We start from the raw sequence: 22,691 nt of genomic DNA on the forward strand, positions 1-22,691 counted from the left end.
GGCAGCCGGGCGCGGCGGCTCAGCCTCCAACGACGCGGAAGAGCCGCACCGGCGGCTTCGGCGCGCGGGCGATGACGCCCTTTGCCTCGAGATCGAGCTGCGCCGCCTTCATCCACCAGCCGGCCTTGGCACCGCCGGGGAAGTGGTCGGCGGGCAGATGCGGCAGGAGCGCCCGCTGCGCCTCGGCCGGGGTCATCCCGGGCGGCCCGGCCGGCAGTACGGCGAGGAGCGCGGCCCGCATCGCCTCGTACTTGGCGCGGTCGACGCGATAGGTCCGGCCGGGCGAGACGACGTTCTCGATGGCGATCCTGTCGGCTTCAGGCATCGAGCGTTCCCCCCGCGACGGTCACCTTCGGGACGCGAAACCCCATCGCCACCCACGCGGCGAGCAGCCTCAGCATGAAGGACGCCGTGTGGCGACGGGCGTTCGGCACGCTGGCGTCGAGGACGGTTCCCGAGGGCCGGTCGCCCGTCATGGTGCGGATCTCCGGCGCGGGCCGCGTCCCGCCTGGCCAGAGCGACGAGAACAGGCTGAGCCAGTGGCCGCTCTCGAACTCGGTGAAGATCGGCGTGGCGCAGCAGCCGGCGACGACGCGGCGGGTCTTCGATCCCGGCGTCAGCCGGAACTCCTGCAGCCGCTCCGCGCCGGCGAGGAAGCGGACGCGGTCCTTGCGCCAGAGCACGTAGGGTACCCCGCCATTCGCCGCCCGCACGTCCGGCGCGCCGGGGAGTCCGCCAAGCCGCCGGGCGGCCTCCCGGCAGCTGTCGCAATGGCATTCGGCGGCAACGATCGGCTGCCCGTGCACGGCGAGACGAACGGTCCCGCAGCGGCAGGCGAGCGGCGTGCCCGCCCCGGCGGCGACGGCGGTCATGCCGGCACCCCGGCCGCGACGGTCGCGGGCGTGTGGGCCTCCCCGGTCCTGTCGGGCCCGGGCGCCGCCACGCCGAACAGCAGGCGGATGTAGCGGTCGAGGTGGTCGAGGCTGTCGCGGGCGAGCACCGGGTCGTCGCCGGCCTTGGCGAGAACCAGTGCCCCCTGCACCACCGCCTGGGTCTGGCGGGCGAGGCTCTCGGCCGTCCAGTCGGCGACGATGCCGCGCTCAGCCATCGCCTGGCGGATGTCGGCCTCGAGTGTCCCGGCGTGGCCGAAAATGCTGGCGGCGCAGGCATCGCGGATCGCCGGGGCGCTCTGATGCACCTCCTGCACCATCGTGCCGACGAGGCAGCTCGAGTCCGTGATGTCGTCCGAGACGATCGCCTTGCGGAAGGCGACATAGGCGAGCACGCGGTCGAGCGGGTCGGCGGGTTCGTGGTAGGGCGCCGCCGCGAAGAAGGCCGTCGTCGTCTCCGCCCAGTGCTCGGCCGCCGCCACGCCGAGCGCCTCCTTGCTCGCGAAGTGATGGAAGAAGGCGCCCTTCGTCACCCCGGCGGCGCGACAGAGATCGTCGACCGAGGTCGCGGCGAAGCCCTTGGCGCGGATGACGTCGACGGCCTCTTCGAGAAGGCGCCGGCGGGCATCGCCGCGGTCGGGATGGAGCTTGGTGGGGCGCGACATGGGGCAAGCATACCGGATGGTCGGTATAATGGGAAGACAGTTTCTGGAGCGGTCCCTGCGGGCGCGTCCGTCAACATCCCGTCCGTCCTCGGCGATCTCTCGTTGGCAATCGCTGCCGGAGACCGGTGCTGGAGAGCCCGCGAGCGCCCGTCCTGGCGCCCTCCCCCTCCGCAGTCATTCCCGGGCGTGTCCCGGGAACCCATCCCTCTCGGCGAGCGCCGACCTCAGCATGGCGCCTCGTGCGCGGCGGCGCTGCATGGGTTCCCGGCACAAGGCCGGGAATGACCTCGAGAGGGCGGGAAGGTCGGGAGCGAACGGTCGCGGGGAAGGGACCGGTCGCGGAAAAGGAAACGGGCGAAGCCGGGCGGCGCAAGTCGCCCCCCGCCCCTCCTACTCCGACGCCGTCGTGGCGATCGCCGCGCGCAGGAGGTCCAGCCCGAGGCCGGTCTCGCTCGAGGTCGCGATGATGCCGGGATAGGCGGCCGGACGGCGCGCCACGGCAGCGGCGGTGGCGGCGACGACGGCCTCCAGGCCGCCCTTCTTGGGCTTGTCGGCCTTGGTCAGCACGATCTGGTAGGACACCGCCGCCCGGTCGAGCATCGACAGCACCTCGCCGTCGTTCTCCTTCAGGCCATGGCGGGAATCGATCAGGAGATAGACGCGCTTCAGGGTCTGGCGGCCGCGCAGGTAGCCGAAGACGAACCGCGTCCAGGCGTCGACCCGGTCCTTTGGCGCCGCCGCATAGCCGTAGCCCGGCATGTCGACCAGCGTCAGGTCGGCCTCGGTATCCTCCGGGCGGAAGAAGTTGAGTTCCTGCGTCCGTCCCGGCGTGTTCGAGGTGCGGGCGAGGTCCTTCTGGCCGACGAGCGCGTTGATCAGGCTTGACTTGCCGACGTTGGAGCGGCCGGCAAACGCGATCTCCGGCCCCTCCAGCGGCGGCAGGAACTTCAGCGACGGCGCCCCCATCACGAACCGCCACGGCCGGGCGAACAGGAGCCGCCCCGCCTCCAGCGCCTCGGCGCTCGGCGCCGGGGCGTCGGGCGGCAGGTGCACCTCGTCCGGTGGACGGCTCATGTCGCCCGGCTCATTTGCTGGGAGTCGTCGGCGTCGTCGACGTCGGCTTCGGCTTCTTCTTGAACAGCGCCGTGATGTTGTCCCACAGCTCGATCTTCACGCCCTGGCGCTTCATGATGAAGGCCTGCTGCATCACCGACAGCGTGTTGTTCCAGGCCCAGTAGATGACGAGGCCGGCCGGGAACGACGCCAGCATGAAGGTGAAGATCACCGGCATCCAGTTGAAGATCATCGCCTGCGCCGGGTCCGGCGGCGTCGGGTTGAGCTTCATCTGCAGGAACATCGTGATGCCCATGATGATCGGCCAGATGCCGAGCATCAGCAGCTGCGGCGGATCCCACGGGATCAGCCCGAACAGGTTGAAGATCGTCGTCGGATCGGGCGCCGCGAGATCCCGGATCCAGCCGAAGAACGGCGCGTGCCGCATCTCGATGGTGACGAACAGCACCTTGTAGAGCGCGAAGAACACCGGGATCTGCACAACGATCGGCAGGCAGCCCGACAGCGGGTTGATCTTCTGGTCCTTGTAGAGCTGCATCAAGGCCTGCTGCTGCTTGACCTTGTCGTCCTTGAAGCGCTCGCGGATCTCCAGCATCTGCGGCTGCACGAGCTTCATGCGGCTCATCGAGACGTAGGACTTGTTGGCGAGCGGGAAGAACGCCAGCTTGATCAGCACCGTGACCAGCAGGATCGCCACGCCGAAGTTGCCCACCAGCCGGTAGAAGAAGTCGATCAGGAAGAACATCGGCTTGGTGATGAAGTAGAACCATCCCCAATCGATCAGAAGCTCGAAATTGTGAATGCCGAGGTTGTCCTGGTAGCCGTCGACGATCGACACCTCCTTGGCACCGGCGAAGACGCGGGTGTCGAGGCTGGCGGTAGCGCCGGGGGCGACGGCGAGGCCGTCGGTCAGGTAGTCGGCCTGGAAGCGGTCGCCGCCACCGGTCGGCACGTCGTGGCGGAAGGCGGGATTGAAGGTGCGGTCGCCCTCCGGGATCAGCGTCGCCGCCCAGTACTTGTCGGTGAAGCCGAGCCAGCCGGAGGTGACGGTCGGCTGCTTCAGCGCGCCGTCGTCCTGCACGTCCGAATAGGAAAGCTCGGTGACGCCGGCATCGCCGAAGACGCCGATCGGGCCCTCGTGCAGCACGAAGAAGCCGGAGGTGTGGGGCACGCCGTCGCGGACGATGCGGCCGTAGCCATAGAGCGTCACCGGCGTCTCGCCGCGGTTCTCCACCGACTGGCTGACGTTGAACATGTAGTCCGGATCGACCGAGAAGGTGCGGCGGAAGACGAGGCCGGCGCCGTTGTCCCAGGCGAGCGTGACCGGGGTCTCGGCGGTCAGCGTCGAGCCGCTCTCCACCGTCCACTCGGTGTCGGCGGCCGGCAGCGCCACGTTGGCGCCGGCGTCGGCCACCATGCCGAAGTCGGAATAGTACGCGTCGGCCGCGCCGGCAGGCGAGAACAGCACGATCGTCGGGCTCTGCGGGTCGACGGTCTCGCGATACTTCTTCAGCCGAACGTCATCGAGGCGGGCGCCGCGCAGGTTGATCGAGCCGGAAAGCGAGGGGGTGTCGATCGGCACGCGCGGCGTCGCGGCCAGGACGGCGGCACGGTTGGCGGGGGCACCGGGGACCGCACCGGCGGCCGGCGCGGCGCCGGGCACGGCGGGGGCACCGCCAGCACCGGGCGGCACCGGCACGCCGTCGGCGCCGGGTGCGGCCGTCGTCGGCTGCGGCGCGGTTGCCTGCTGCTGCGCCTGCTGCTGCGCCAGTTGCGCCCGCTGCTGCTCCATCTGCGGCGACACGTAGAAATACTGCCAGCCCAGCAGCACCGCGATCGACAGCGCGATCGCGAGCAGCATGTTCTTGTTTTCCATCATGACGTCGTCTCGCGGGTCGGATCGGGGGTCGCTCGCCCGCCACCGGAGCGTCGGCGCGGAGACGGCACTTCGCCCCGTGGCCGGGCGAGCCGGTCGAAGCCGGCCGCGAGTTCGGCAACGAGGGCCTCGAAAGACATAGTGATCGCCGGGCGCCGCGCCACGAGCACGTAGTCGCAGCCCGGCGTCGCGGCGGCGGCGCAGCGCTCGACGGCGGCGCGCAGCCGGCGGCGGATGCGGTTGCGCTCGACCGCGTTGCCGACCTTCTTCGTCACCGTGAAGCCGACGCGGGGGGGGGCACCGTCGCCGCGCGGCCGGGCCTGCATCATCACGCCGCGGCCGCCCGTGCGGGCACCGCCGGCAGCGGCGAGAAACTCGGCGCGCTTCTTCAGCCGCGCCAGCCGCTCCGCCGGTGAGCCAGCGGCCCGTTCGCCCGCCCCGCCCGCCGTCGCCTCGCCCGTCATCGGGCCACGACCGCCGGCCGGGGCCGATGCGTCAGGCCGACAGGCGCGCGCGGCCCTTGGCGCGGCGGCGGTTCAGCACCAGCCGGCCGTTCTTGGTGGCCATGCGGGCCCGGAAGCCGTGGCGGCGCTTGCGGACGAGCTTGCTCGGCTGATAGGTGCGCTTGGTCATGGATCTCTTCCGCTCCCGGGCGGCGTGCCGTGAGGCCCGCTCGGAGCCCGATTGAAACGATGAGAGGCGCCGCCGGGAGCCGTGGAGCCGCCGCGGAGCGCCGAACCTCTCCGGCCCGCGCGCTGTGCGAGCGCAGGCCGACGGCCGGACGTTTAGGGGATGGGGGGGTGCAAGTCAACGCGCGCGGCCGACCGCGGCACCGCTGGAGCCGCCGCGCGGCCACCCGCTCTCAGCGCCCGTTTGAAAGCCCCGGCGGCCTCAGCCCGCCGCCGCCCGCCAGAGCCGCTCGACTCCCTCCGCAAACGACACCTCCGGCCGCCAGCCGGAGGCGGTGCGCAGGCGCTCCGTGTCGAGCACGATCGCCGGCACGTCGAAGCCGCGCGCCGGCCGGTGCACGAGCCGCAAGGGCCGCCCGGCCACCGCGCCGACGGTCGCCGCCACCTCGGCGAGGCTGGTGCCCTGTCCGCTGCCGACATTGTAGAGCCCCGGCGGCAGCCGGTCCGGGTCGGCGGCCAGCGCCAGAGCACGGGCGGCGTCGCCGATCTCGAGATAGTCGCGCACCGTCGAGCCGTCGCCGAAGATCTCGATCGCCTCGCCGGCCGCGAGCTTCTGCACCATGCGGGCGACGACGCCGACCGGCGTGCCGGCGAGCTGGTAGGCCCCGAATGGGTTCGACAGGCGGAGCGTCACGCCCGGCAGGCCGTAGGCGGTGGAAAACAGCGCGACGTACTTCTCCACGGCGAGCTTGCCGACGCCGTAGGCGCTGATCGGCTCGGTCGGGTCGTCCTCGCGCGCCGGCAGGCGGGCGGCGCGGCCATAGACGGCGCCGCCGCTCGAGACGAAGACGAATCGCCCGACGCCCGCCTCGACGGAGGCCTGCAGCACCTCGATGGTGGCGACGACATTGTCGCGGGCGTCCTCGGCGATCGCCGCCATCGAGGAGGCCGGCACGCTCGTCCAGGCGAGATGGATGACCGCCTCGGCGCCTTTCAGCGCAGCGGCGAGCGCGGCGGCGTCGCCCGGTTCGACGACGTGGGTGGCGACGCCGCTGGTCGCGTCGAGCCGCGGCGCGGCGCGGGCAAGCCGGCGGGCGCCATCGGCGATAAGCGGCCGCGCGCCGGCCGCCACCAACGCCTCCGCCGCGGCAAGGCCGATGAAGCCGGCACCGCCGAGCAGCACCACCGTCATGCGCCCTCCCCTCCCCTCACCCAGAGGGTGACGGGGTTGTGGTGTGTCTGGAGGGCGTTTGAGGGGGCGGTTGGGGCGGCCTGGGGGGGCGCGAGGGGCTGGAGGCCGGCGGCGGTCGCTGTGGCACCGTCGAGCGGCGGCAGCGTTGTGTCGTGGAGGAGGATGGGGGCGCCGTGGGCGGCGAGGCGGGCGAGCTCGGCGAGAACGGCGGCGTCGGCCCGCGAGGGGCCTCCGGCGTGACCCGGCGCGGCACTGCGGGCGCCGTCGCCGGTTCGCGTGTCCATGGCGAGAATGAGCTGTCGGCTTGCGTCCTTCAGGGGCAGGCGGCGGCCGGTGGCGAGCGTCTCGCGGAGCTCTTCGGCGGTCATCTGCGGGCCCTGGAAGGCGCGGGCGAGGGTCTCGGCGAGCTTCGTGCCGGCGCCGGCGACGAGCGCCGGCAGGCGCCGGTTCAGCCACGGCGAGGCGGCGAGCACGGCGTAGACCGCGCGATCGGCGGGCGAGGACCCGCAGCCCGGGCAGCGGGCGTGGAAGGGGGCGGCGTGACCGGTGGTGATGGAGGCGGCGCGGCCGCTCGCCTGCGCCTCACGGGTGCCTGCGGCGGGGGCGGTGCCGTGCCCGCGGCCGCCGTTGAGTTCGCCACCGTGCCCGTGTCCACTGTGCCCCGCCCCCTCGGCGAGGAAGGCGGGTCCTGTCCAGCCGCAGAGGTTGCAGTGGCGGGCGTGGCCTTGCGCGATGGCGTCCAGCGCCGGCAGGTCGGCGAGCGTCGGCGGGTGGGCGGCGAGGATACGCTCGTCGATCCGCTCCATCAGCCCCGGCCGGGTCTTGCGGTAGAGCGACAGGATGCCGGGCACCTCGGCGAGCCTCCAGCCGCAGCTCTCGGCGTAGTAGCTGAACTCGACGTCGGTGTAGTCGTGCGCGACGGCGTCACTGTAGCCGCCGATCGCCTCCACCATCGCCCGCCGGATCGCGAACAGCCCGCCCTGCACGTGCTCGAACGGCCGGTCGGGGTTCTCAGCCGCGAAGGCGGGGTTGCGGAACTGGTCGAACAGCCGGACGCCGGTCGGATAGTCCTTGCCGGTGAGGTAGCTCGGCGCGTGGCAGAGCGTGCCGGCGAGCCCGACGGAGGGGTCCTCGGCGAGCGCGTGCACGAACGGCAGCTCCCAGCCCGGGGCGAGGGCAAAGCCCTCCTTGCCGCAGACGTAGATGACGACGTCCGACGACCCCTCCGCCATCGCCCGGTTGGTGCCGGGGCCGACGAAGGCGTTCTCGTCGTTCAGGACGAGCGTCATCGACGGCCGCCTAAGCTGCTCGGCCACCAGGATGCGCCGGGTGTCGTCGCCGCTGAGGTTGTCCACCACGATCAGGTGGAACGGGCTCGCGGTGAAGCGGTAGAGCCTGTCGATCACCTCGACGAGCTCGGCCGGGTTGTTCCAGGCGACGATGACGAGGTCGACGCCGCGGTTCTCCCAGGTGCGCGTCAGCACCCGCATCAGCCGGTCGATGCGGTAGCGCTCCGACACCGTGGCGATGCCGGTGCGGCCCATCGCTGCCACCTGCTCGGGAGGAAGCGCGAAGTACCGGAGGATGGCGTCTGCGAGCGCGTCGGGCTCGGCTGCCGGCACGGTGACGCCGGTGAGGCCGTCCACCACCAGTTCACCGAGGCCGCCGATCTCGGTGGCGAGCACGGGCAGCCCGGCGGCCATCGCCTCCAGCACCACCGTCGGGATGCCGTCCATGTCGCCGTCGGCCGCCCGCACCGACGGGCAGGCGAACAGGTCGGCGTCGCGCAGGACGTCCACCAGCGCGTCGCGGCCCTTCACCGGGCCGGCGAGCCGGACGTTGGTGAGCGGCCCGTCTCCGGTTCCGTTCCCAGTCCCCTGGGCGATCAGCGCGGCGAAGCGCTCTTCCAGCTCGCCGTAGCCGTAGAGGTCGAGGGTGATGCCGGCGGCCGCCGCGTCGCCGACCTCCGCCCGCCGCTGCAACAGCGCCATCGCCGCGATCAAGGGCTCGAGCCCCTTCTTCTCCGTAAAGCGATGCACCGCGACGATGCGCTTCGTCGTCCCCGCCCGGTCGTCCCGCCGCGCCGCCGCGTAGGCGTCGACGTCGACCCCGTTCGGGTTGATCGCGAGCTTGCCCTCCGGCACGCCGCGCTGGGCGAGATACGCCCGGTGGAAGCGCGCCGGCACGAACACCTTGCGGCAGAAGGCCGAGCGGCCGATCTCGCCGACGCGGTTCTTCGCGTCGTTCTCGTGGCGGAAGATGTCCTGCGAGTGGGCGATGAAGGTGAACGGCACGCCGGCGATCTCGCAGGCCGGCCACACCATGTCGGTCACCGTCGGATAGGTGAAGTGGGCGTGCACCGCCGTCCGGCCCGTCGCGACGAGCCGCTCGGCGAACGCCTCCGGCGTCGCCACCCGCTCCCATTCGATGGGGAAGTCCGGCACGAAATCCCTGTGCGGGCTCTGCCGGCACCAGACCTTCACGTCGTACCCGGCCTCGACCAGATGGCGGAGCTCGTTCAGCACGAACGTCTCCGACGGCACCGGGAAGTGCCAGAGGAAGTAGGCGATCCGGGGGGGAGGATCGCTCCGCGATCCGGCAGTCGGCAGTGGGCAGTCGGCAGTCGGGGCCTCGGGCTCGGAACTGGCGGCCGAGGGGACGTCGGAGGCAGGGGCAGCGTCGGACCTTGTGCCGTCGGTCATCGTGGCAGTGCCGGGGCGCTGGCGCGCCGGCAGCACCACCGCGCCTTCGCCGGCCTGTGGCAGCGGCACCGCCAAGGCCTCCGCCGTGATCGCCGGCGCCACCGCCTGCGCGCCGAGACGCACGCCGCCGGAGCCACCGTCGGAGGCGCCGTTGCCGGGGCCGCCGCCAGGTCCGCCGCCGCCACCGTGCGGCGGCGTCGCCAGGATCTCCCGGTAGGCCGCCTCCATCGACGCCCGGTAGGCCGGCTTGTCGTAGCGCGCCGTCACCGACGCCCGACCCGCCTCGCCCATCCGCCCGATCAGCGACCGGTCGGCGAGCAGCGCCGCCACCGCCGCGACCGCCGCCTCCGCCTCGCCATAGGGCACCAGGAAGCCCGTCACGCCGTCGTCGACCAGCTCCGGCAGCGCGCCCCAGCGGTAGGCGATCACCGGACGCCGCGCCGCCATCGCCTCCGCCACCGTGCGCCCGAAACTCTCGGCGAAGCGCGACAGGTTCAACACCACCTGTACCCCGGCGAGCGCCTCCGCCGGGCCCTCGGCATAGCCCGCGAACGTGATCGAGGCCGGCACCTCGCCCGCCGCCTGGCCGGCCTTCAGCGCCTTCACCGTCTCCGTCTCCGGACCGACCACGACGAATGCCGCGTCCGAAAGCCCCGCCGCCGCGCATGCCCGCGCCAGCCGGACGAGGTCCTCGAGGCCCTTCTTCGCCACGTTCGACGAGATCAGCCCGAACCGCACCGGACCGGTCGCCGTCACCGGGTTCGCCATGTCCAGCGCCGAGGCGTCCACCGCGTTCGCCACCACCAGCACCCGCCGGCCATCCGGACCAACCGCCGCAACGACCGCCGGGGCGGAGGGCGATCCGTCCGGGGAGGATGTGTCGGAGGCAGATGTGTCGGAGAAGGATGCGACCGAGCCCGCCGCCACAGGGCCCTCACCGCCGGCTGCGGCCACACCTTCGACCACCGCGCCCGGCCCGAGCGCCGCCGCGTAGGCCGAGGCGCACGCCGCCGAGTTGGCGATCACGACGTCCGACCGCGACCACACCGCCGCGACGATCTCCCCCGCCGACAGCCCGATCCGCTCGCAGAGCGCCGGGTCGTGCACGAGGATCTCGCGGGCGTGCACCACCCCCCGCACCCCCGCCCGCCGCGCCGCAACCAGAGGTTCCAGCAGCATCACGGTGTTGACGTGGACCACCTGCGCCCGGTAGCGCGCGATCAGGCCCGAAAAGGCCGACACGACCCCATGAGACGCCGCCTCGTCCCCCCGCCACCACCCGTAAGGCAGCACCACCACCTTCGACGATCGCTCGCGGACGGCGGCCGTGTACTCCGCTTCGTCCCGCGGAAGCACCGCCACGATGTTGAGGCCGACGCCGGTCAGTCCCTCGAGCATGTCGAGGAACGACCGCTCCCCGCCGTAACGCTCCCGACCAACGACGTGGGCGACGACCAGGACGCTGCCGAGCGCCGGGTCGAAGGGGTGGGCACCGTCCGATTCCTGCGGCACCGCTGCCCGGACGACGGGAAGCGCCGGCCGTCCGCCGAGGGTGGGCGCCCCCCGGCCACCGCTGCTGCCGGGCACGTCGAGGTCGTGGCCGAAGCGCAGATAGTGGACGAACGGATCGATCGAGGGCGGCAGGCCCAGTTCCCGCCGATAGAAGCCGGGATCGAAATCGGCCCTCGGTGAGTGGCCCTCCCGCCAGCCGCGGGCGAGATAGTGCAGGAGCGGGTTGAGGCCGCGCCGCGCCAGCTCAGGATGTTGCCGCAGATAGTAGTCGACGTCGAACAGCGGATGGGGTGCCGCCGTGAGCCGTGAGGGCACCTTGGCGAGGTAGTCGGCGACCGGCGGTCCGGCGAAGGCCTCGCTCAGCCGCCGCTGCGCCTTGTAGAAGGCTGGATCGAAGGCCGGGTGGGGTGCCACGTCGCCGCTGCCGCGCCCGGCGACGAGGTCGATCAGCGGATGCAGGCCGCCGGTCTCTCCCTCGACGGCGACGAGATAGTGATCGACGTCGAAGGCCGGCGACGGCGAGAGCAGGCGGTCCATCCCGACGCGGAAGAAGTGCTCCAGCGGGTGCGGAGCGGCGTCGCGGCCATGACGCGCGACCGACCGGTAGTGCGCCACAGAGAACAGCGGATGCGGATCGCCGAGGTCCGGCCCCTCCGGTTCCGCCCGGCGCGCCAGCGCCACCTGCAGCGGGGCCTCGCCCTCCCCCTCCGTCCGGCGCAGGAAGCCCGGCCAGAACAGCGGGTTCGGCTCGCGGCCCTCGCGATGGCCGTGCAGCAGATAGTGCATCAGCGGCGACAGGCCGGCGCCGGCGACGTCGCGCCCGCGGTTGAGGTAGTGGACCGTCGAGAAGGCCGGGTGTGGGTCGAGGCCGCTTCGCCAGCCGATCGTGTCGTAGTGGAGCAGGAGGTCGACGGCGCCGCGGACCGCCGGCGGCAGCTGCCCGGCATAGAAGGCGGCGTCGAACAGCGGGTGGGGAGAGAGGCCGGCGACGACACCGGTCGAGAGGTAGTGCAGCAGCGGCGGCACGCTCGTGTCGCCGCCGAGGTGGGCGTCGCGATAGTGGCGCGTGGAAAACAGCGGCGACGGATCGAAGCCGGCGCGATGGCCCTCGGTCAGGTAGTGCTCGACGAGGGCCGTCCGCCCGAGCCCGGACAGCCCCGCCTGCTCGGCATAGAAGGCGGGGAGGAAGTGGACGGGCGCCAGCCGGTGCGCGAGGCGCGCGGCACGGCTGCGGGCAAAGCCGCGCGGCCGGGGCAGCGGACGCGCGAGGCCGGCACTGCGCAACTGTTCCGCTTCGGGCGGGAGCGGCGCGAGCGGCTGGTCGAGACGGGCGGCGAGCGCGATCCCGTAGGTGCGCCGGATGCCGTCGGCGGGCTGCCAGGCGGCCTGGGCGGCGCGCAAGGTCTGGCGGGCCCGCTCCGCCCGCACCTGCCAGTCGGCCTCGATCAGCCGGACGGCGGCGCGCGTCATCGTGCGACTGCGATCGGCGGCGGCCTTCAGATCCTCCGCGGCGCTGGCGAGCCGCCGGTTGTCGGTGGCGAGGCGCTCGCGCTCCTCCGCGTCGCGCCGCCGCTCGGGCCAAAGACGCTCGAGCTCGAGGTGCAGCCCGTCGACCTCCCGGCGGAGCCCGTCGCGCTCGCGCCGCGCCTGGTCGCGCTCCCGGCGTGCCGTCTCGCGCTCGCGGGCGACGCGGTCCCGTTCCGCCCGGAGCGCCCCGACGCGCTCCTGCAGTTCTCCCGCCAGCGTCTCGGCGCGGGTCCGCTCGGTCTGGATGCGCGCGAGCTCCGCCTCCAGCCCCGCCACTTCCGCGGCATCGGCGGCCTTGCCGCCGCCGGCCCCGATCACGCCATCGCGCAGCAGCGTCGCCGTCAGGGCGGCCAGACGGTCGGCCGTCAGCGCCGCGCGAGCGACCGGGTCGTCGCTGCCGACCGGGGCCGCCCCCGCCGACAGGGTGACGAGCGCCGCCTCGATGCGGGCGGCGGCATCGGGGACCGCGGTCTCGGGCGGGCCGGCCGCGGCCTCGCCGCCCGAGGAGCCCGAACCATGGCCGACGATCGCGGCGCAGCGCTCCGCGAGGGCTGCGAGCGTGTCGAGACGGGCCGCGGCCTCCGCCTCGCGATCGCGCACCCGCCGGCGCTCGGCGCGCAGGTCCTCGGCGATCGCCTGGGCGGCGTCGCCGTCGATGCGCCGGCGCACCTCGTCGAGGACCGACAGCGCCGAGGCGTCCGACGGCTCGCGCACGAGGCGCCGAAAGGCCTCATAGACGGCGAGCACGTCGGGCGGGACGTCGGTGCGGCCGGCGAGCGGAATGCGGTGGTGTCGCTGGCCCTCCGAAAGGAAGGCGCCGATCTCGGCCGCAGCGGCATCCGGTCCGACGGGCCAGGTCACCGCGAGGTGCTCGCCGACGCGGCCTGCGACCGCCCGCCAGTCGGCCAGGAGATCGTCATAGGGGACGAAGAGGCGCGGCACCGCCCGGGTGTTCGCCTCGCCCTCCAGCATGTAGCGCAGCCACAGCTGCAGCCCGCGCGCGAGGTCCATGCCGTCGCGGGCGCGCAGCGATTCGGCCACCTCGAGCGGATTGCGCACGGGGTGCACGGCGACCGGCTGCGCCGCGAGCGGCCGCAGCCGCTTCAGCCACAGCGGCAGCGTGCGGCTGAGCCTCGGGTCCTTCAGGAGCCAGAGCGGCCGGCCGACATAGTTGCGCCGCAGCGCGCTCGTCACCGGCTTCTCGAGCGCCAGCGCCTCCGACGTGTCGAACCAGCCGGGGGGGAACGGCAACAGGCTGTCCCACGACAGGTCCGCCGCCGCCAGGATGCGGTCGTTGACGCGCACCACGTCCGACGGCTCCCAGTGGCCGAGAGCGTTCGCCTTGGTGGCGCCGAGCAGGCGATCCGGAAGGCTGGCGCCGAGCAGGTTGAGGACGCGGGCGAAGGCGGAGGAGCCGCTGCGGTGCATCGGCACGACGAACAGGCAGTGGGTGGCATCCGTCATCGTACGGCAGCACCTCGCACTGGCCACGTCCGGCCGGCAATCCCCGCTCGCCGGCCGCGCGCCCGATCGAGCGGGCGCCGGAAGGGCCGCGGGGCGTGGAACGGGTGGCGTGGGAATCGCACCGGGCAGCCGATTTCGGCTACTCGATTAGCCCAGCCGCGGCCGGGAGGATACCCCCCGCCGCCAGTCACTCCGCGGCCGTCGCCGCCACGGCCCGGTCGATCGCCGCAGCCACGCCCGGGGCGAGCCCGGGATAGGGCTCGAAGGCCGCCTCGATCACATTGTCGTGGAACAAGACGCCTTCGCTCCCGGGTAGAAAACGGCGGGCGACGGCGGCGTTGGTAGCCTTGCAGCGCCTCAGGATGTCGGCGCGTTCGGCGGGCGAGAAGAAATATCGCCAGGCGGGCGGATCGGGGTTCTCCTGCGACCACTGCTCGAGCGCCCGCCGCAACCGCTGGCGCTGCGGCCCGGAGATGTCGTTGCGGGGCACGCGGCGAAGGTAGGCGAGAGCGTCGCGCGACAGCCGCTCGTTGCGGGCCGACGGCTCGTCGAGGTCCGGCGGCACCGGCAGCCCGGCGGTGCGGAAGAAGAAGGCCATCAGCCCCCCGGCGAGGTTCGCCGGTTCGAAGACGCCGATGCGCACGCGCGCGTCGCCGAAGACGTCGGCCCAGCGGCCGACGCGGGTGGCATAGTCGAGGGTCGAGACCCGGGCCGCGAGCCACGGCTGCGGCTCGAGTTCGGTCTCGCCGACTTTGAGCTGGTGCTGGTAGAGCGAATCGAGCCAGCGGTCCTGGCGGCGCAGGATGACGAGGATCTCGACGGTGAAGCCGTCGAAGAACGATCGCACGTCGTCGATCGAGCGCGCATTGAACAGCGCCTCGGAACTGACCACCACCGTGCTGGTGGGGGCCTGCGCGACTTCCTGGTCGAGGCTCGCCCTGAGGCTCGCGGCGTCCTCGCGGCGGATCCAGGCGGCGTTGCCGGCAGGCAGGAACAGGGCGGCGATGCGGTGATGCGCCGCGCCCTGACGACCGGCCTGCGGATAGAGCACCCCCGCCTCACGCCAGAGACGTCGCCGGTTGTGGGCGAGGAAGTCCTGGATGGTCGACGTGCCGGTCTTCGATTGCCCGACGTGCAGGATCAGCCGCTTCGTCATCCACCCCTCGTCGCCGCAGGCCTGCCGGCGCCGCGTCCGGTCGTCGCCAGCGTCGTGGCGGATCGCATGAACGGCGGGGCAGCGCAACCCGGATCGATAGACGGCTCGGCATCGGATGGTGACCGCACCGACGCGGTGAGCTGCCGTCAGCACTCGCCTTGCGCCGTCGGGTTCGATCTGCGAGGGTCCGTCGCCTTCAGGCTCGCGGCCGGTTACCGGTCGCCACCTCCCGTCCACGACCGTCGATCGAGCATGACCTATTCAGGCCGCGTCCCGAATTTCTTCGTTCCCGGTGTGCAGAAGGCCGGAACGACCTACCTCTGCCGCCAGATCGCCCGGCATCCGGACATCTTCTTCTCGAAGATGAAGGAGCCTCACTTCTTCCACCAGAAGCACTTCACGGAAGAGGCGATCGAGGACTATCTGACGACGCACTTCACCGACGCCGGCGACGAACGCTGGGTGGGCGAGGGCTCGACGCGCTATTTCCAGTCGGACGAGGCGGCGGCGCGAATCGCGAAGCGCTTCGGCACGGACCTGCGCTTCATCGTGGCGTTCCGGCAGCCGACCGAGAAGGCCGTTTCTCTCTATCTGCATAATTTCAAGCGCGGCCGGCTGACCGGTCGCGAGAGCATCCTGCAGATGAAGGCCGGCGGCGTCGCCGTGGTGCCGTTCAGCCTGTTCGCGCACGGCTGCCGCACCTACATCGATACCTTCGGGCGCGAGCGCATCCACTTCATGCGCTACGACGACCTCGTCGCCGACCCGCTCGGCTTCGTCAATTCGGCCCTCGGCTTCCTCGATCTCGCCCCGATCGAGCGGACCAGCGAGAAGCTCGCGAACGCCGGCTACAACCTCGCCTGGGAGGGAGACGACCTCGTCGCCGAGATCCCGCCCGAGAGTCTCGCCGCCGGCCAGGTGCGTCCGCGGTTTCCGCGCGCCGAGCTCGAGGAACTGCACGCCATGTTCCTGAAGGACATCGCCGAGACGGCGGCCCTCAGCGGGCTCGACCTCGGTCACTGGTGGGACTTCCCGACCTTCCTCAACAAGCCGACGATCGACCCGGCCGAGGCGATGCGGCGTGGGCCCGGGCGGCAGCGGCAAGGCGGCAAGGGGCCTGGTGGCAAGGGACAAGGTGCCCGGGCCCGCGACGCGGAGGGCGGCGACGGGCCGGCGGCGGCCTCCCGCTCCTGATCCTCGGCGGGCGAACGCTCGTGCCGCTCGCGCGGCGTCAGCGATACTGACGCGGCACGCCGCCGATGTTCTCCGTGCGCGACCAGACGATGTCCTCGCGCAGCTTGCGGGCCGGCACGCCGGCGTAGATGCAGTTGGCGTCGAGATCGCCGCTGGCGATGGCCATCTGGCCGACCACCGCCCCCGACCCGACCCGCGTCCCCTTGTTGATCCGGCAGCCATTGCCGAGCCAGACGTGCGCCCCGACGACGACGTCGGCGGACGGGTTGAGCCGCTGGCCGGTGCTCCGCTCGAAGATGCCGTGGTGATCGCTGGTGCGCACGACGACGCTGTTCGACACCATGCAGTCATCGCCGAGGAGGAGCGAGCGGCCGTGGCGCTCGCACAACAGGGTGCCCGACTCGAATGTCACGTCGCTGCCGACGGCGATGGTGTTGCCCTCGCCGACCGTCTTGATGACGACGTTGCTCAGCCGCGTGTCGGGACCGATATAGACGAGGTTGCCGCTGCCGCGCAGCGTGATGGTGACTTTGCTCAGCCGCACGTTGGGCGCCAGCACGATGAAGTTGTCGTCGCCGCTGCGCTCGATGCTGCAGCCGCGCGACAGCGACACCCCCTCGCCGATGAAGACGCGGCGCACGTCCGGATTGTCGGTGAGCATCATCTCTGCGACGTCGGCACGGCGCATCGGCCGCAGCGCCGACACCTCGCACCGTTCCACCTCGCCTGCGAGAGCGGCGACCGAGTGCGCCATCGCTTCCAGCCGGGCGGCGACGGCCGCGAGCGCCGCCGCCTCGTCGTCCTCGTCCGTCTCGATCGCCGCGAGGCGTGCCGCAGCGGCGAGCTGGGCCGCACTCGGCGGCGGTGGAGTGTTGGGGAAAAGTCTGCGGTGGACGATCCGCCATCCCTGCCGGGTCCGCCGCCGCAGGTATTCGCCTGCTCTTGCCGCGATGCCGGGCCGCTCCTCGGGGACTTCCATTACGCCTCCACGCACCCGTCGCCGGTGTGACCGGCCGGTCGCACCCTTCCAGGCTCGACCGTCCGGTCCCCCGCCAGCGGTCGGCCCGTGCTTAGCGGCTCGTCGCCGGTCCGTCGAGCGCCGCGGCGCTTCGCGCCTGTACACGTGCGCCGCGGCTGCGCTATCTCCTCGCCGGTGCCGGGCGTGCGGCAAGATCGTGCGGCGAGAGTGCGTGGCGCACAGCGCCTGGCGGGATCACACAGCGAGGGACGGCCATGGCGGGACCGTTGAACGGCAAGCTCGTGACGGTGTTCGGCGGCTCGGGCTTCGTCGGGCGGCACACGGTCAGGGCGCTGGCGAGAGCCGGCTGGCGGGTGCGCGTCGCGGTGCGGCGGCCCGATCTCGCCGGCTTCCTGCAGCCGCTCGGCTCGGTCGGGCAGATCCAGGCGGTGCAGGCGAACCTGCGCTACCGCTGGTCGATCGAGCGGGCGCTCGACGAGGCAGACGCGGTCGCGAACCTCGTCGGCATCCTCGCCCCCTCCGGCCGGCAGAGCTTCGAGGCGGTGCAGGCCTTCGGTGCGCGGGCGATCGCCGAGGCGGCCCAAGCCGCCGGCATCACCAATCTCACCCATGTCTCGGCGATCGGCGCCGATCCCGCGTCCCCGGCGCTCTATGCGCGCAGCAAGGCCCAGGGCGAGGCCGGCGTTCTGGCCGCCGTGCCCGAAGCCGTCGTGCTGCGCCCCTCGATCGTGTTCGGCCCCGAGGACGAATTCTTCAACCGCTTCGCCAAGATGGCGCAGATCTCGCCGGTGCTGCCGGTGATCGGGCCCGACACGCGCTTCCAGCCGGTCTTCGTCGGCGATGTCGCCGCTGCCATCGTCGCGGCCCTGGACGGGCGCGCAGAGCGGGGCACGGTCTACGAGCTCGGCGGTCCGGAGGTGCTCACCTTCCGGGAGTGCCTCGAGCTGCTGCTCGCCGAGATCTACCGCAAGCGGTCGATCGTGCCGGTGCCGTTCTGGGCGGCGAAGCTGCAGGGACGCATCCTGCAGATGCTGCCGGGCGCGCCGCTGACGCTCGACCAGGTGCTGATGCTGCAGCGCGACAATGTCGTCTCCGACGCAGCCGAGGCGGAGGGCCGCACCCTCGCCGGTCTCGGTATCCAGCCGACCAGCCTCGAGGCGATCCTCCCGACCTACCTCGCGCAGTACCGCGTGCAGGGCCAGTTCGCCGACCGCCGCTCGGCCTGAGGCCGGCCGCGCGCCTCGACGCTGCCGGACCTCAGCGCTGCGGCGTCACCGAGAAGCGGTTCTCGAAGCCGTCCGGGTCGAGCGGGTCGCCCGGCTGGCGTTCCGGCGCGGCCGGCGCCGCGGGCGAGACGTCGGTCGCAGCGGGCATCGGAATGGCGGCGGGAGCCTCCGCCGGTAGGGCTTCCCCGTTGATCGGCAGGTCGACCGGGTCCTTCACTTTCACCGTCGTGGTGGTGACGAGTCGGGCGCCGTCGTCGGCCGGCAGTGCTGCCGGGCCGAAACCGGGCAGCGCCAGGGCGCCGGTCATCCACAGGCCCGTGAGGCCGGCGAGCCCGACGCCGATCCGCCACCAGGCGAACGGTGCGAAGCCCGAGCGGGCGACGAAATCGAGCAGCTTGCGCACGACGAACAGCGCCGCCAGGAAGGCGGCGACGAAGCCGACGGCGATCGTCACCGCCTCGTTCGGGTCGATGCGGTCGAAGTTCTTGTAGAGGTCGTAGGCGAAGGCGCCGGCCATCGTCGGCAGCGCCAGGAAGAACGAGAACTCGGCCGCCGCGCGCTTCTCGGCCCCGAGCAGCAGGGCGCCGACGATGGTGGCGCCGGAACGGGAAACGCCGGGGATCAGCGCGACCATCTGGCAGATGCCGATACCGAAGGCGAGCCGGGGCGGAAAGTCGTAGGCGCTCGCATAGCGCGCCTTGAGGGGGATGCGGTCGACCACGAGCAGCACGAGCCCGCCGACCACCAGCATGATGCAGATGAGTGCCGGTGATTCGAACAGCACCGTCTTGATGATGCCGTGCAGAGCCACGCCGGCGAAGGCCGCCGGCAGGAAGGCGAGCACGATGCCGATGACGAAGTTGCGGGCCCGGCGGCTCGACGGCAGCGCCAGCGCGATCTTCCAGAAGCGCTGGAAATAGACCACCAGGATGGCCAGTACGGCCCCGAGCTGGATCAGCACCTCGAATGCCTTGCCGGCGCTCTCGAAGCCCAGGAAGTGGCCGAGCAGCAGCAGGTGGCCGGTGGAGGACACCGGGATGAACTCGGTTAATCCCTCGACGAGGCCGAGCAGCAGGGCGTCGGCGAGGCTGGCGGGGTCCATGCGGTCTCCTCGGCGGGGCCCGATCTGTGTGGCGGCGCGGCCGAATCGGCGTTCCGTGCGGCAGGTTTAGCAGTTGTTCAAGGCAGGCGTCGGCACTATACCCGAGCGCCGACGCACCGCATCACGGGAGAGCGGGGCGCCCTCCTCCCCCCTGCGCGCGCGATGCTGACCCTCTACCACCATCCCTTTTCCCCTGCCTGTCGCTTCGTCCGCCTGGTGCTCGCCGAGTACGGCGTCCGCCATGAGCTGGTCATCGAGCGGCCATGGGAGCGCCGGCGGGAATTTCTGGCGCTCAATCCCGGCGGCTTCGTGCCCGTGATCCGCGAGAACGACGGGCCGCCGGTGGTGGGGGCCGGCCCCATCCTCGAATATCTCGACGAGACCCGCGGCTACTCCCAGGGCGACCGCCGGCTGATGCCGGACCACCCCGATGCCCGCGCCGAGATGCGGCGTCTGAACGACTGGTTCCTGCACAAGTTCGAGGACGAGGTCGTCGGCCATCTCGTGCACGAGCGCATCCTGAAGCTCGAGATTCCCGCCAAGCAGGGCGGCGGCTCGCCGGAATCGGCGGTGCTCCGCGCGGCGCGGGCGAACCTTCGCCACCACATGCGCTACATCGACTATCTTTCCGTGACGCGGAAATGGCTGTCGGGCGAGCGCCTGAGCTTCGCCGACCTCGCCGCCGCCGCGGAACTGTCGTGTGCCGACTATCTGGGCGAGGTGCCGTGGAGCGAGACCGAGCACGCCAAGGCCTGGTACGCCCGGGTGAAGTCGCGGCCGTCGTTCCGGCCGCTGCTCACCGAGGTGGTGCGCGGGCTGCCGGCGGCGGCGACCTACGACGACCTCGACTTCTGACCCCTGAGGCGGCCGCGGACTGGCTTCGCGCCGCCGCCGCCGGGCACGGCTTCGCGGCCGTGGGGATCGCCCGCCCGGACGCGATCGTAGACGCCGGCGCCCGCCTCGCCATCGCGCTCTCCGACGGCCACCACGGCTCCATGGACTGGCTCGCCGAGACCGCCGCCCGCCGCGCCGATCCGCGCGTGCTGTGGCCCGAGGCGCAGGCCGTGGCGATGCTCGCCTTCAACTACGGCCCACGCGAGGGCGCCTTCGCGGCACTGTCGCAGCCGGACCGCGGCGCCATCTCCGTCTATGCCCGCCACCGCGACTATCACGACGTCCTGAAGGGTCGCCTGAAGCTGATCGCCGGTGGCCTCGTGTCACGGGCGGGCGGCGACATGAAGGTGTTCGTCGACACCGCGCCGGTGATGGAGAAACCGCTCGCCGCCGCCGCCGGGCTCGGCTGGCAGGGCAAGCACACCAACCTCGTCTCGCGCCGCGCCGGCTCGTGGCTGTTCCTCGCCTCGATCTTCACGACGCTGCCGCTGCCGCCGGACGAGGCCGAGATCGACCACTGCGGCTCCTGCCGCGCCTGCCTCGACGCCTGCCCGACCAACGCCTTCCCCGCCCCCTACCGGCTCGACGCGCGGCGCTGCATCTCCTACCTCACCATCGAGCACGCCGGGCCGATCCCGCGCGACCTGCGCGCCGGCATCGGCAACCGCATCTACGGCTGCGACGACTGCCTGATGGTCTGCCCGTGGAACAAGTTCGCGGAGCAAGGCCGGGAGGCGAAGCTCTCCGCCCGCGCCGACCTCGACGCACCGCCGCTGTCGGTGCTGGCGGGGCTCGACGACGCGGCCTTCCGGGCCCATTTCGCGGGGTCGCCGATCAAACGCACGGGGCGAGACCGCTTCGTGCGCAACGTGCTGGTGGCGATCGGCAACTCCGCCGACGCGGCGCTTGCACCGGTGGCCGAGGCGCGACTCGCAGATGCCTCGCCGCTGGTGCGGGGCGCAGCGGTTTGGGCGCTGTCGCGGCTGTGGCCGGCGGAGCGATTCGAGGGTGCGGCGGCGACGGCGCTCGCCGGCGAGGACGATGCCGAGGTCGCCGCCGAGTGGCGGGCGGGTCTCGGACAACACGAGGAGGTGTGAGGCGTGGCGGATGAAGCGAACGGCGGGCCGGCGATCGGTGCGCTGACGGTTGTCGGGCTCGGCTTCTCGGCTCGGGCGATCGTGCGGCGGCTGCGGCCGCGGGCCGGTTCGATCGTCGCGACGGTGCGCGATCCGGCGCGGGCGGCGGCGCTGGCGTCAGCCGGCATCGCAGGCCTCGCCTTCGACGGCGCCGCTGCCGCCCCGGCCCTGGCCGAGCGGCTGGCGCGCACCACCCATCTCATCGTCTCGGCGCCACCGGACGACGCTGGCGACCCGTTCCTGCGCCACCATGCCGAAGACCTCGCGAACACGCGCGATCTCGCCTTCATCGCCTATCTCTCGACCGTCGGCGTCTACGGCGACCATGGCGGTGCCTGGATCGACGAGACGGCGGAATGCCGGGCGACGACCCGGCGCAACCGCGAGCGCATCGAGGTCGAGAAGGCGTGGCTGGCACTGGGGGAACGCATCGGCGTGCCGGTGGCGGTGCTGCGCCTCGCCGGCATCTACGGCCCCGGCCGCAATGCCTTCGTCAACCTCGCCCAGGGGTCGGCGCGGCGGATCGTCAAGCCGGGACAGGTGTTCAACCGCATCCATGTCGACGACATCGCCGGCGCCACCGCGGCGGCGCTGGAGCATCGGGCGGGTGGCGTCTTCAACGTCAGCGACGACGAGCCGGCGCCGCCGCAGGACGTCATCACGCTCGCTGCGGAGATGATGGGGGTGGAGCCGCCGCCCGAGCAGCCTTTCGAGACGGCGGAGCTGTCGCCGATGGCGCGCTCGTTCTATGGCGACGTGAAGCGCGTCTCGAACGCCAGGGTGAAGCGCGAACTCGGCCTCGCCTTCGTCTGCCCGACCTACCGCGAGGGCCTCGCGTCCTTGTGGCGGGATGGCCGCTGGCGCAGCGAGGAGAGCCTGTCCGGCTGAGTGGCCCAAGAAATCTGGCTGCCGGGCGGGCGGGGGCCCGCCCGGCATCGTGGCGTCAGCCCTTGGCGAGCGCGCCGGCGATCTTGCCCGAGATCCACCCGAGCAGCGTGCCAACGATGATCGACAGCGCCACGGTGGTGAAGACGCCGGTGCCGAGGTTGAAGCCGAGCGCGGCGGCATCCGCCTTGAGCAGGCCGAAGGCGGCGGCGCAGGCATAGCCGTAGACGCCGGCGGGAATGGCCGCGAGCAGCGGCAGGTGGGCACCGAGGATCAGGATGATCACGGTTATGCCGACCACCGCGGAGACGCCGAACAGGCCGCCGGCACCGCCAAGCGAGCCGATCACCGCGAGCGCGATGGTGCCCATGATGGCGCCCCACAGCATCGCCGGCAGCGACGCCTTGGCGCCGGCCTCGCCGCCGCCGCAGTGGAAGTAGCTCGCCCAGGCGATGAAGATGATCCAGATCTGCAGGCCGAGCATGGCCAGCGGCCCGAGTACCAGCCACGTCGCGATGCCGCCCATCACGCCGATGACGATCGCCAATGCCGTCACGAGATTCATGTCGTCCCTCCCGATGACCGGGC

17 protein-coding genes and 1 pseudogene are annotated in these 22,691 nt (G+C 72.3%); 5 read left to right on the plus strand and 13 right to left on the minus strand.

Annotation, left to right across the window (positions count from 1 at the left end):
- Window positions 1–19 precede the first annotated feature (19 nt).
- The 10 genes from RUR49_RS13605 to RUR49_RS13650 form a co-directional block, all read right to left on the minus strand.
- Complete coding sequence (locus RUR49_RS13605; protein ID WP_409146919.1) at window positions 20–325, minus strand: DUF6958 family protein; 306 nt, start codon at window positions 323–325, stop codon at window positions 20–22.
- Window positions 318–872 (minus strand): GFA family protein, encoded by a 555-nt coding sequence (locus RUR49_RS13610; RefSeq protein ID WP_409146920.1) that lies wholly within the window; start codon window positions 870–872, stop codon window positions 318–320. The genes RUR49_RS13605 and RUR49_RS13610 overlap by 8 nt, the downstream gene beginning before the upstream one ends.
- The gene (locus RUR49_RS13615; protein ID WP_409146921.1) at window positions 869–1,555 is read right to left on the minus strand and encodes a TetR/AcrR family transcriptional regulator; all 687 of its coding nucleotides are present in this window, start codon (window positions 1,553–1,555) and stop codon (window positions 869–871) included. The genes RUR49_RS13610 and RUR49_RS13615 overlap by 4 nt, the downstream gene beginning before the upstream one ends.
- Window positions 1,556–1,945: 390 nt before the next feature.
- Window positions 1,946–2,521, minus strand: coding sequence for a ribosome biogenesis GTP-binding protein YihA/YsxC (gene yihA, locus RUR49_RS13620; protein WP_409147144.1), 576 nt, complete (start codon window positions 2,519–2,521; stop codon window positions 1,946–1,948).
- A gap of 118 nt (window positions 2,522–2,639) precedes the next feature.
- Entirely contained in the window at window positions 2,640–4,508 is a 1,869-nt protein-coding gene (gene yidC, locus RUR49_RS13625; RefSeq protein WP_409146922.1) for a membrane protein insertase YidC, read from the minus strand.
- Entirely contained in the window at window positions 4,505–4,969 is a 465-nt protein-coding gene (rnpA, locus tag RUR49_RS13630) for a ribonuclease P protein component (protein ID WP_409146923.1), read from the minus strand. Before rnpA ends, yidC begins: the two co-directional genes overlap by 4 nt.
- 31 nt (window positions 4,970–5,000) lie before the next feature.
- Window positions 5,001–5,138 (minus strand): 50S ribosomal protein L34, encoded by a 138-nt coding sequence (gene rpmH, locus RUR49_RS13635; RefSeq protein ID WP_409146924.1) that lies wholly within the window; start codon window positions 5,136–5,138, stop codon window positions 5,001–5,003.
- Between the two features lie 258 nt (window positions 5,139–5,396).
- Window positions 5,397–6,326 carry an NAD-dependent epimerase/dehydratase family protein gene (locus tag RUR49_RS13640; RefSeq protein WP_409146925.1) on the minus strand — a complete coding sequence of 310 codons (930 nt, stop codon included), beginning with the start codon at window positions 6,324–6,326 and terminating at the stop codon, window positions 5,397–5,399.
- Complete coding sequence (locus tag RUR49_RS13645) at window positions 6,323–13,531, minus strand: glycosyltransferase (RefSeq protein WP_409146926.1); 7,209 nt, start codon at window positions 13,529–13,531, stop codon at window positions 6,323–6,325. The genes RUR49_RS13640 and RUR49_RS13645 overlap by 4 nt, the downstream gene beginning before the upstream one ends.
- Window positions 13,532–13,718: 187 nt before the next feature.
- A complete protein-coding gene (locus tag RUR49_RS13650; RefSeq protein WP_409146927.1) occupies window positions 13,719–14,687 on the minus strand; it encodes a hypothetical protein in 969 nt (322 codons plus the stop codon).
- A gap of 252 nt (window positions 14,688–14,939) precedes the next feature.
- Here RUR49_RS13650 and RUR49_RS13655 point away from each other — a divergent pair, with 252 nt between their 5' ends.
- On the plus strand, window positions 14,940–15,881 hold the full coding sequence (locus RUR49_RS13655; RefSeq protein ID WP_409146928.1) for a sulfotransferase: 942 nt from the start codon (window positions 14,940–14,942) through the stop codon (window positions 15,879–15,881).
- Window positions 15,882–15,918: 37 nt separating this feature from the next.
- Here RUR49_RS13655 and RUR49_RS13660 read toward each other — a convergent pair whose 3' ends face one another.
- Window positions 15,919–16,860, minus strand: coding sequence for an acyltransferase (locus tag RUR49_RS13660; RefSeq protein ID WP_409146929.1), 942 nt, complete (start codon window positions 16,858–16,860; stop codon window positions 15,919–15,921).
- Window positions 16,861–17,114: 254 nt separating this feature from the next.
- Here RUR49_RS13660 and RUR49_RS13665 point away from each other — a divergent pair, with 254 nt between their 5' ends.
- Complete coding sequence (locus RUR49_RS13665) at window positions 17,115–18,086, plus strand: complex I NDUFA9 subunit family protein (protein WP_409146930.1); 972 nt, start codon at window positions 17,115–17,117, stop codon at window positions 18,084–18,086.
- A 298-nt stretch (window positions 18,087–18,384) separates the two neighbouring features.
- Here the strand turns inward: RUR49_RS13665 and RUR49_RS13670 are convergent.
- Window positions 18,385–19,188, minus strand: a pseudogene (locus RUR49_RS13670) (undecaprenyl-diphosphate phosphatase); the annotation flags it as partial.
- Window positions 19,189–19,350: 162 nt separating this feature from the next.
- Between RUR49_RS13670 and RUR49_RS13675 the strand changes: the two are divergent.
- The 3 genes from RUR49_RS13675 to RUR49_RS13685 are packed head-to-tail and all read left to right on the plus strand — an operon-like array spanning window position 19,351 to window position 22,106.
- The gene (locus tag RUR49_RS13675) at window positions 19,351–20,043 is read left to right on the plus strand and encodes a glutathione S-transferase family protein (RefSeq protein WP_409146931.1); all 693 of its coding nucleotides are present in this window, start codon (window positions 19,351–19,353) and stop codon (window positions 20,041–20,043) included.
- Window positions 20,040–21,179 (plus strand): tRNA epoxyqueuosine(34) reductase QueG, encoded by a 1,140-nt coding sequence (queG, locus tag RUR49_RS13680; RefSeq protein ID WP_409147146.1) that lies wholly within the window; start codon window positions 20,040–20,042, stop codon window positions 21,177–21,179. The genes RUR49_RS13675 and queG overlap by 4 nt, the downstream gene beginning before the upstream one ends.
- A gap of 3 nt (window positions 21,180–21,182) precedes the next feature.
- Complete coding sequence (locus RUR49_RS13685; protein WP_409146932.1) at window positions 21,183–22,106, plus strand: SDR family oxidoreductase; 924 nt, start codon at window positions 21,183–21,185, stop codon at window positions 22,104–22,106.
- Window positions 22,107–22,161: 55 nt separating this feature from the next.
- Here RUR49_RS13685 and RUR49_RS13690 read toward each other — a convergent pair whose 3' ends face one another.
- Window positions 22,162–22,668 (minus strand): DUF1097 domain-containing protein, encoded by a 507-nt coding sequence (locus tag RUR49_RS13690; RefSeq protein WP_409146933.1) that lies wholly within the window; start codon window positions 22,666–22,668, stop codon window positions 22,162–22,164.
- Window positions 22,669–22,691: the final 23 nt, after the last annotated feature.

The organism is Pseudoxanthobacter sp. M-2, assembly GCF_046156265.1.
Classification (GTDB): Bacteria; Pseudomonadota; Alphaproteobacteria; order Rhizobiales; family Segnochrobactraceae; genus CAMDHY01.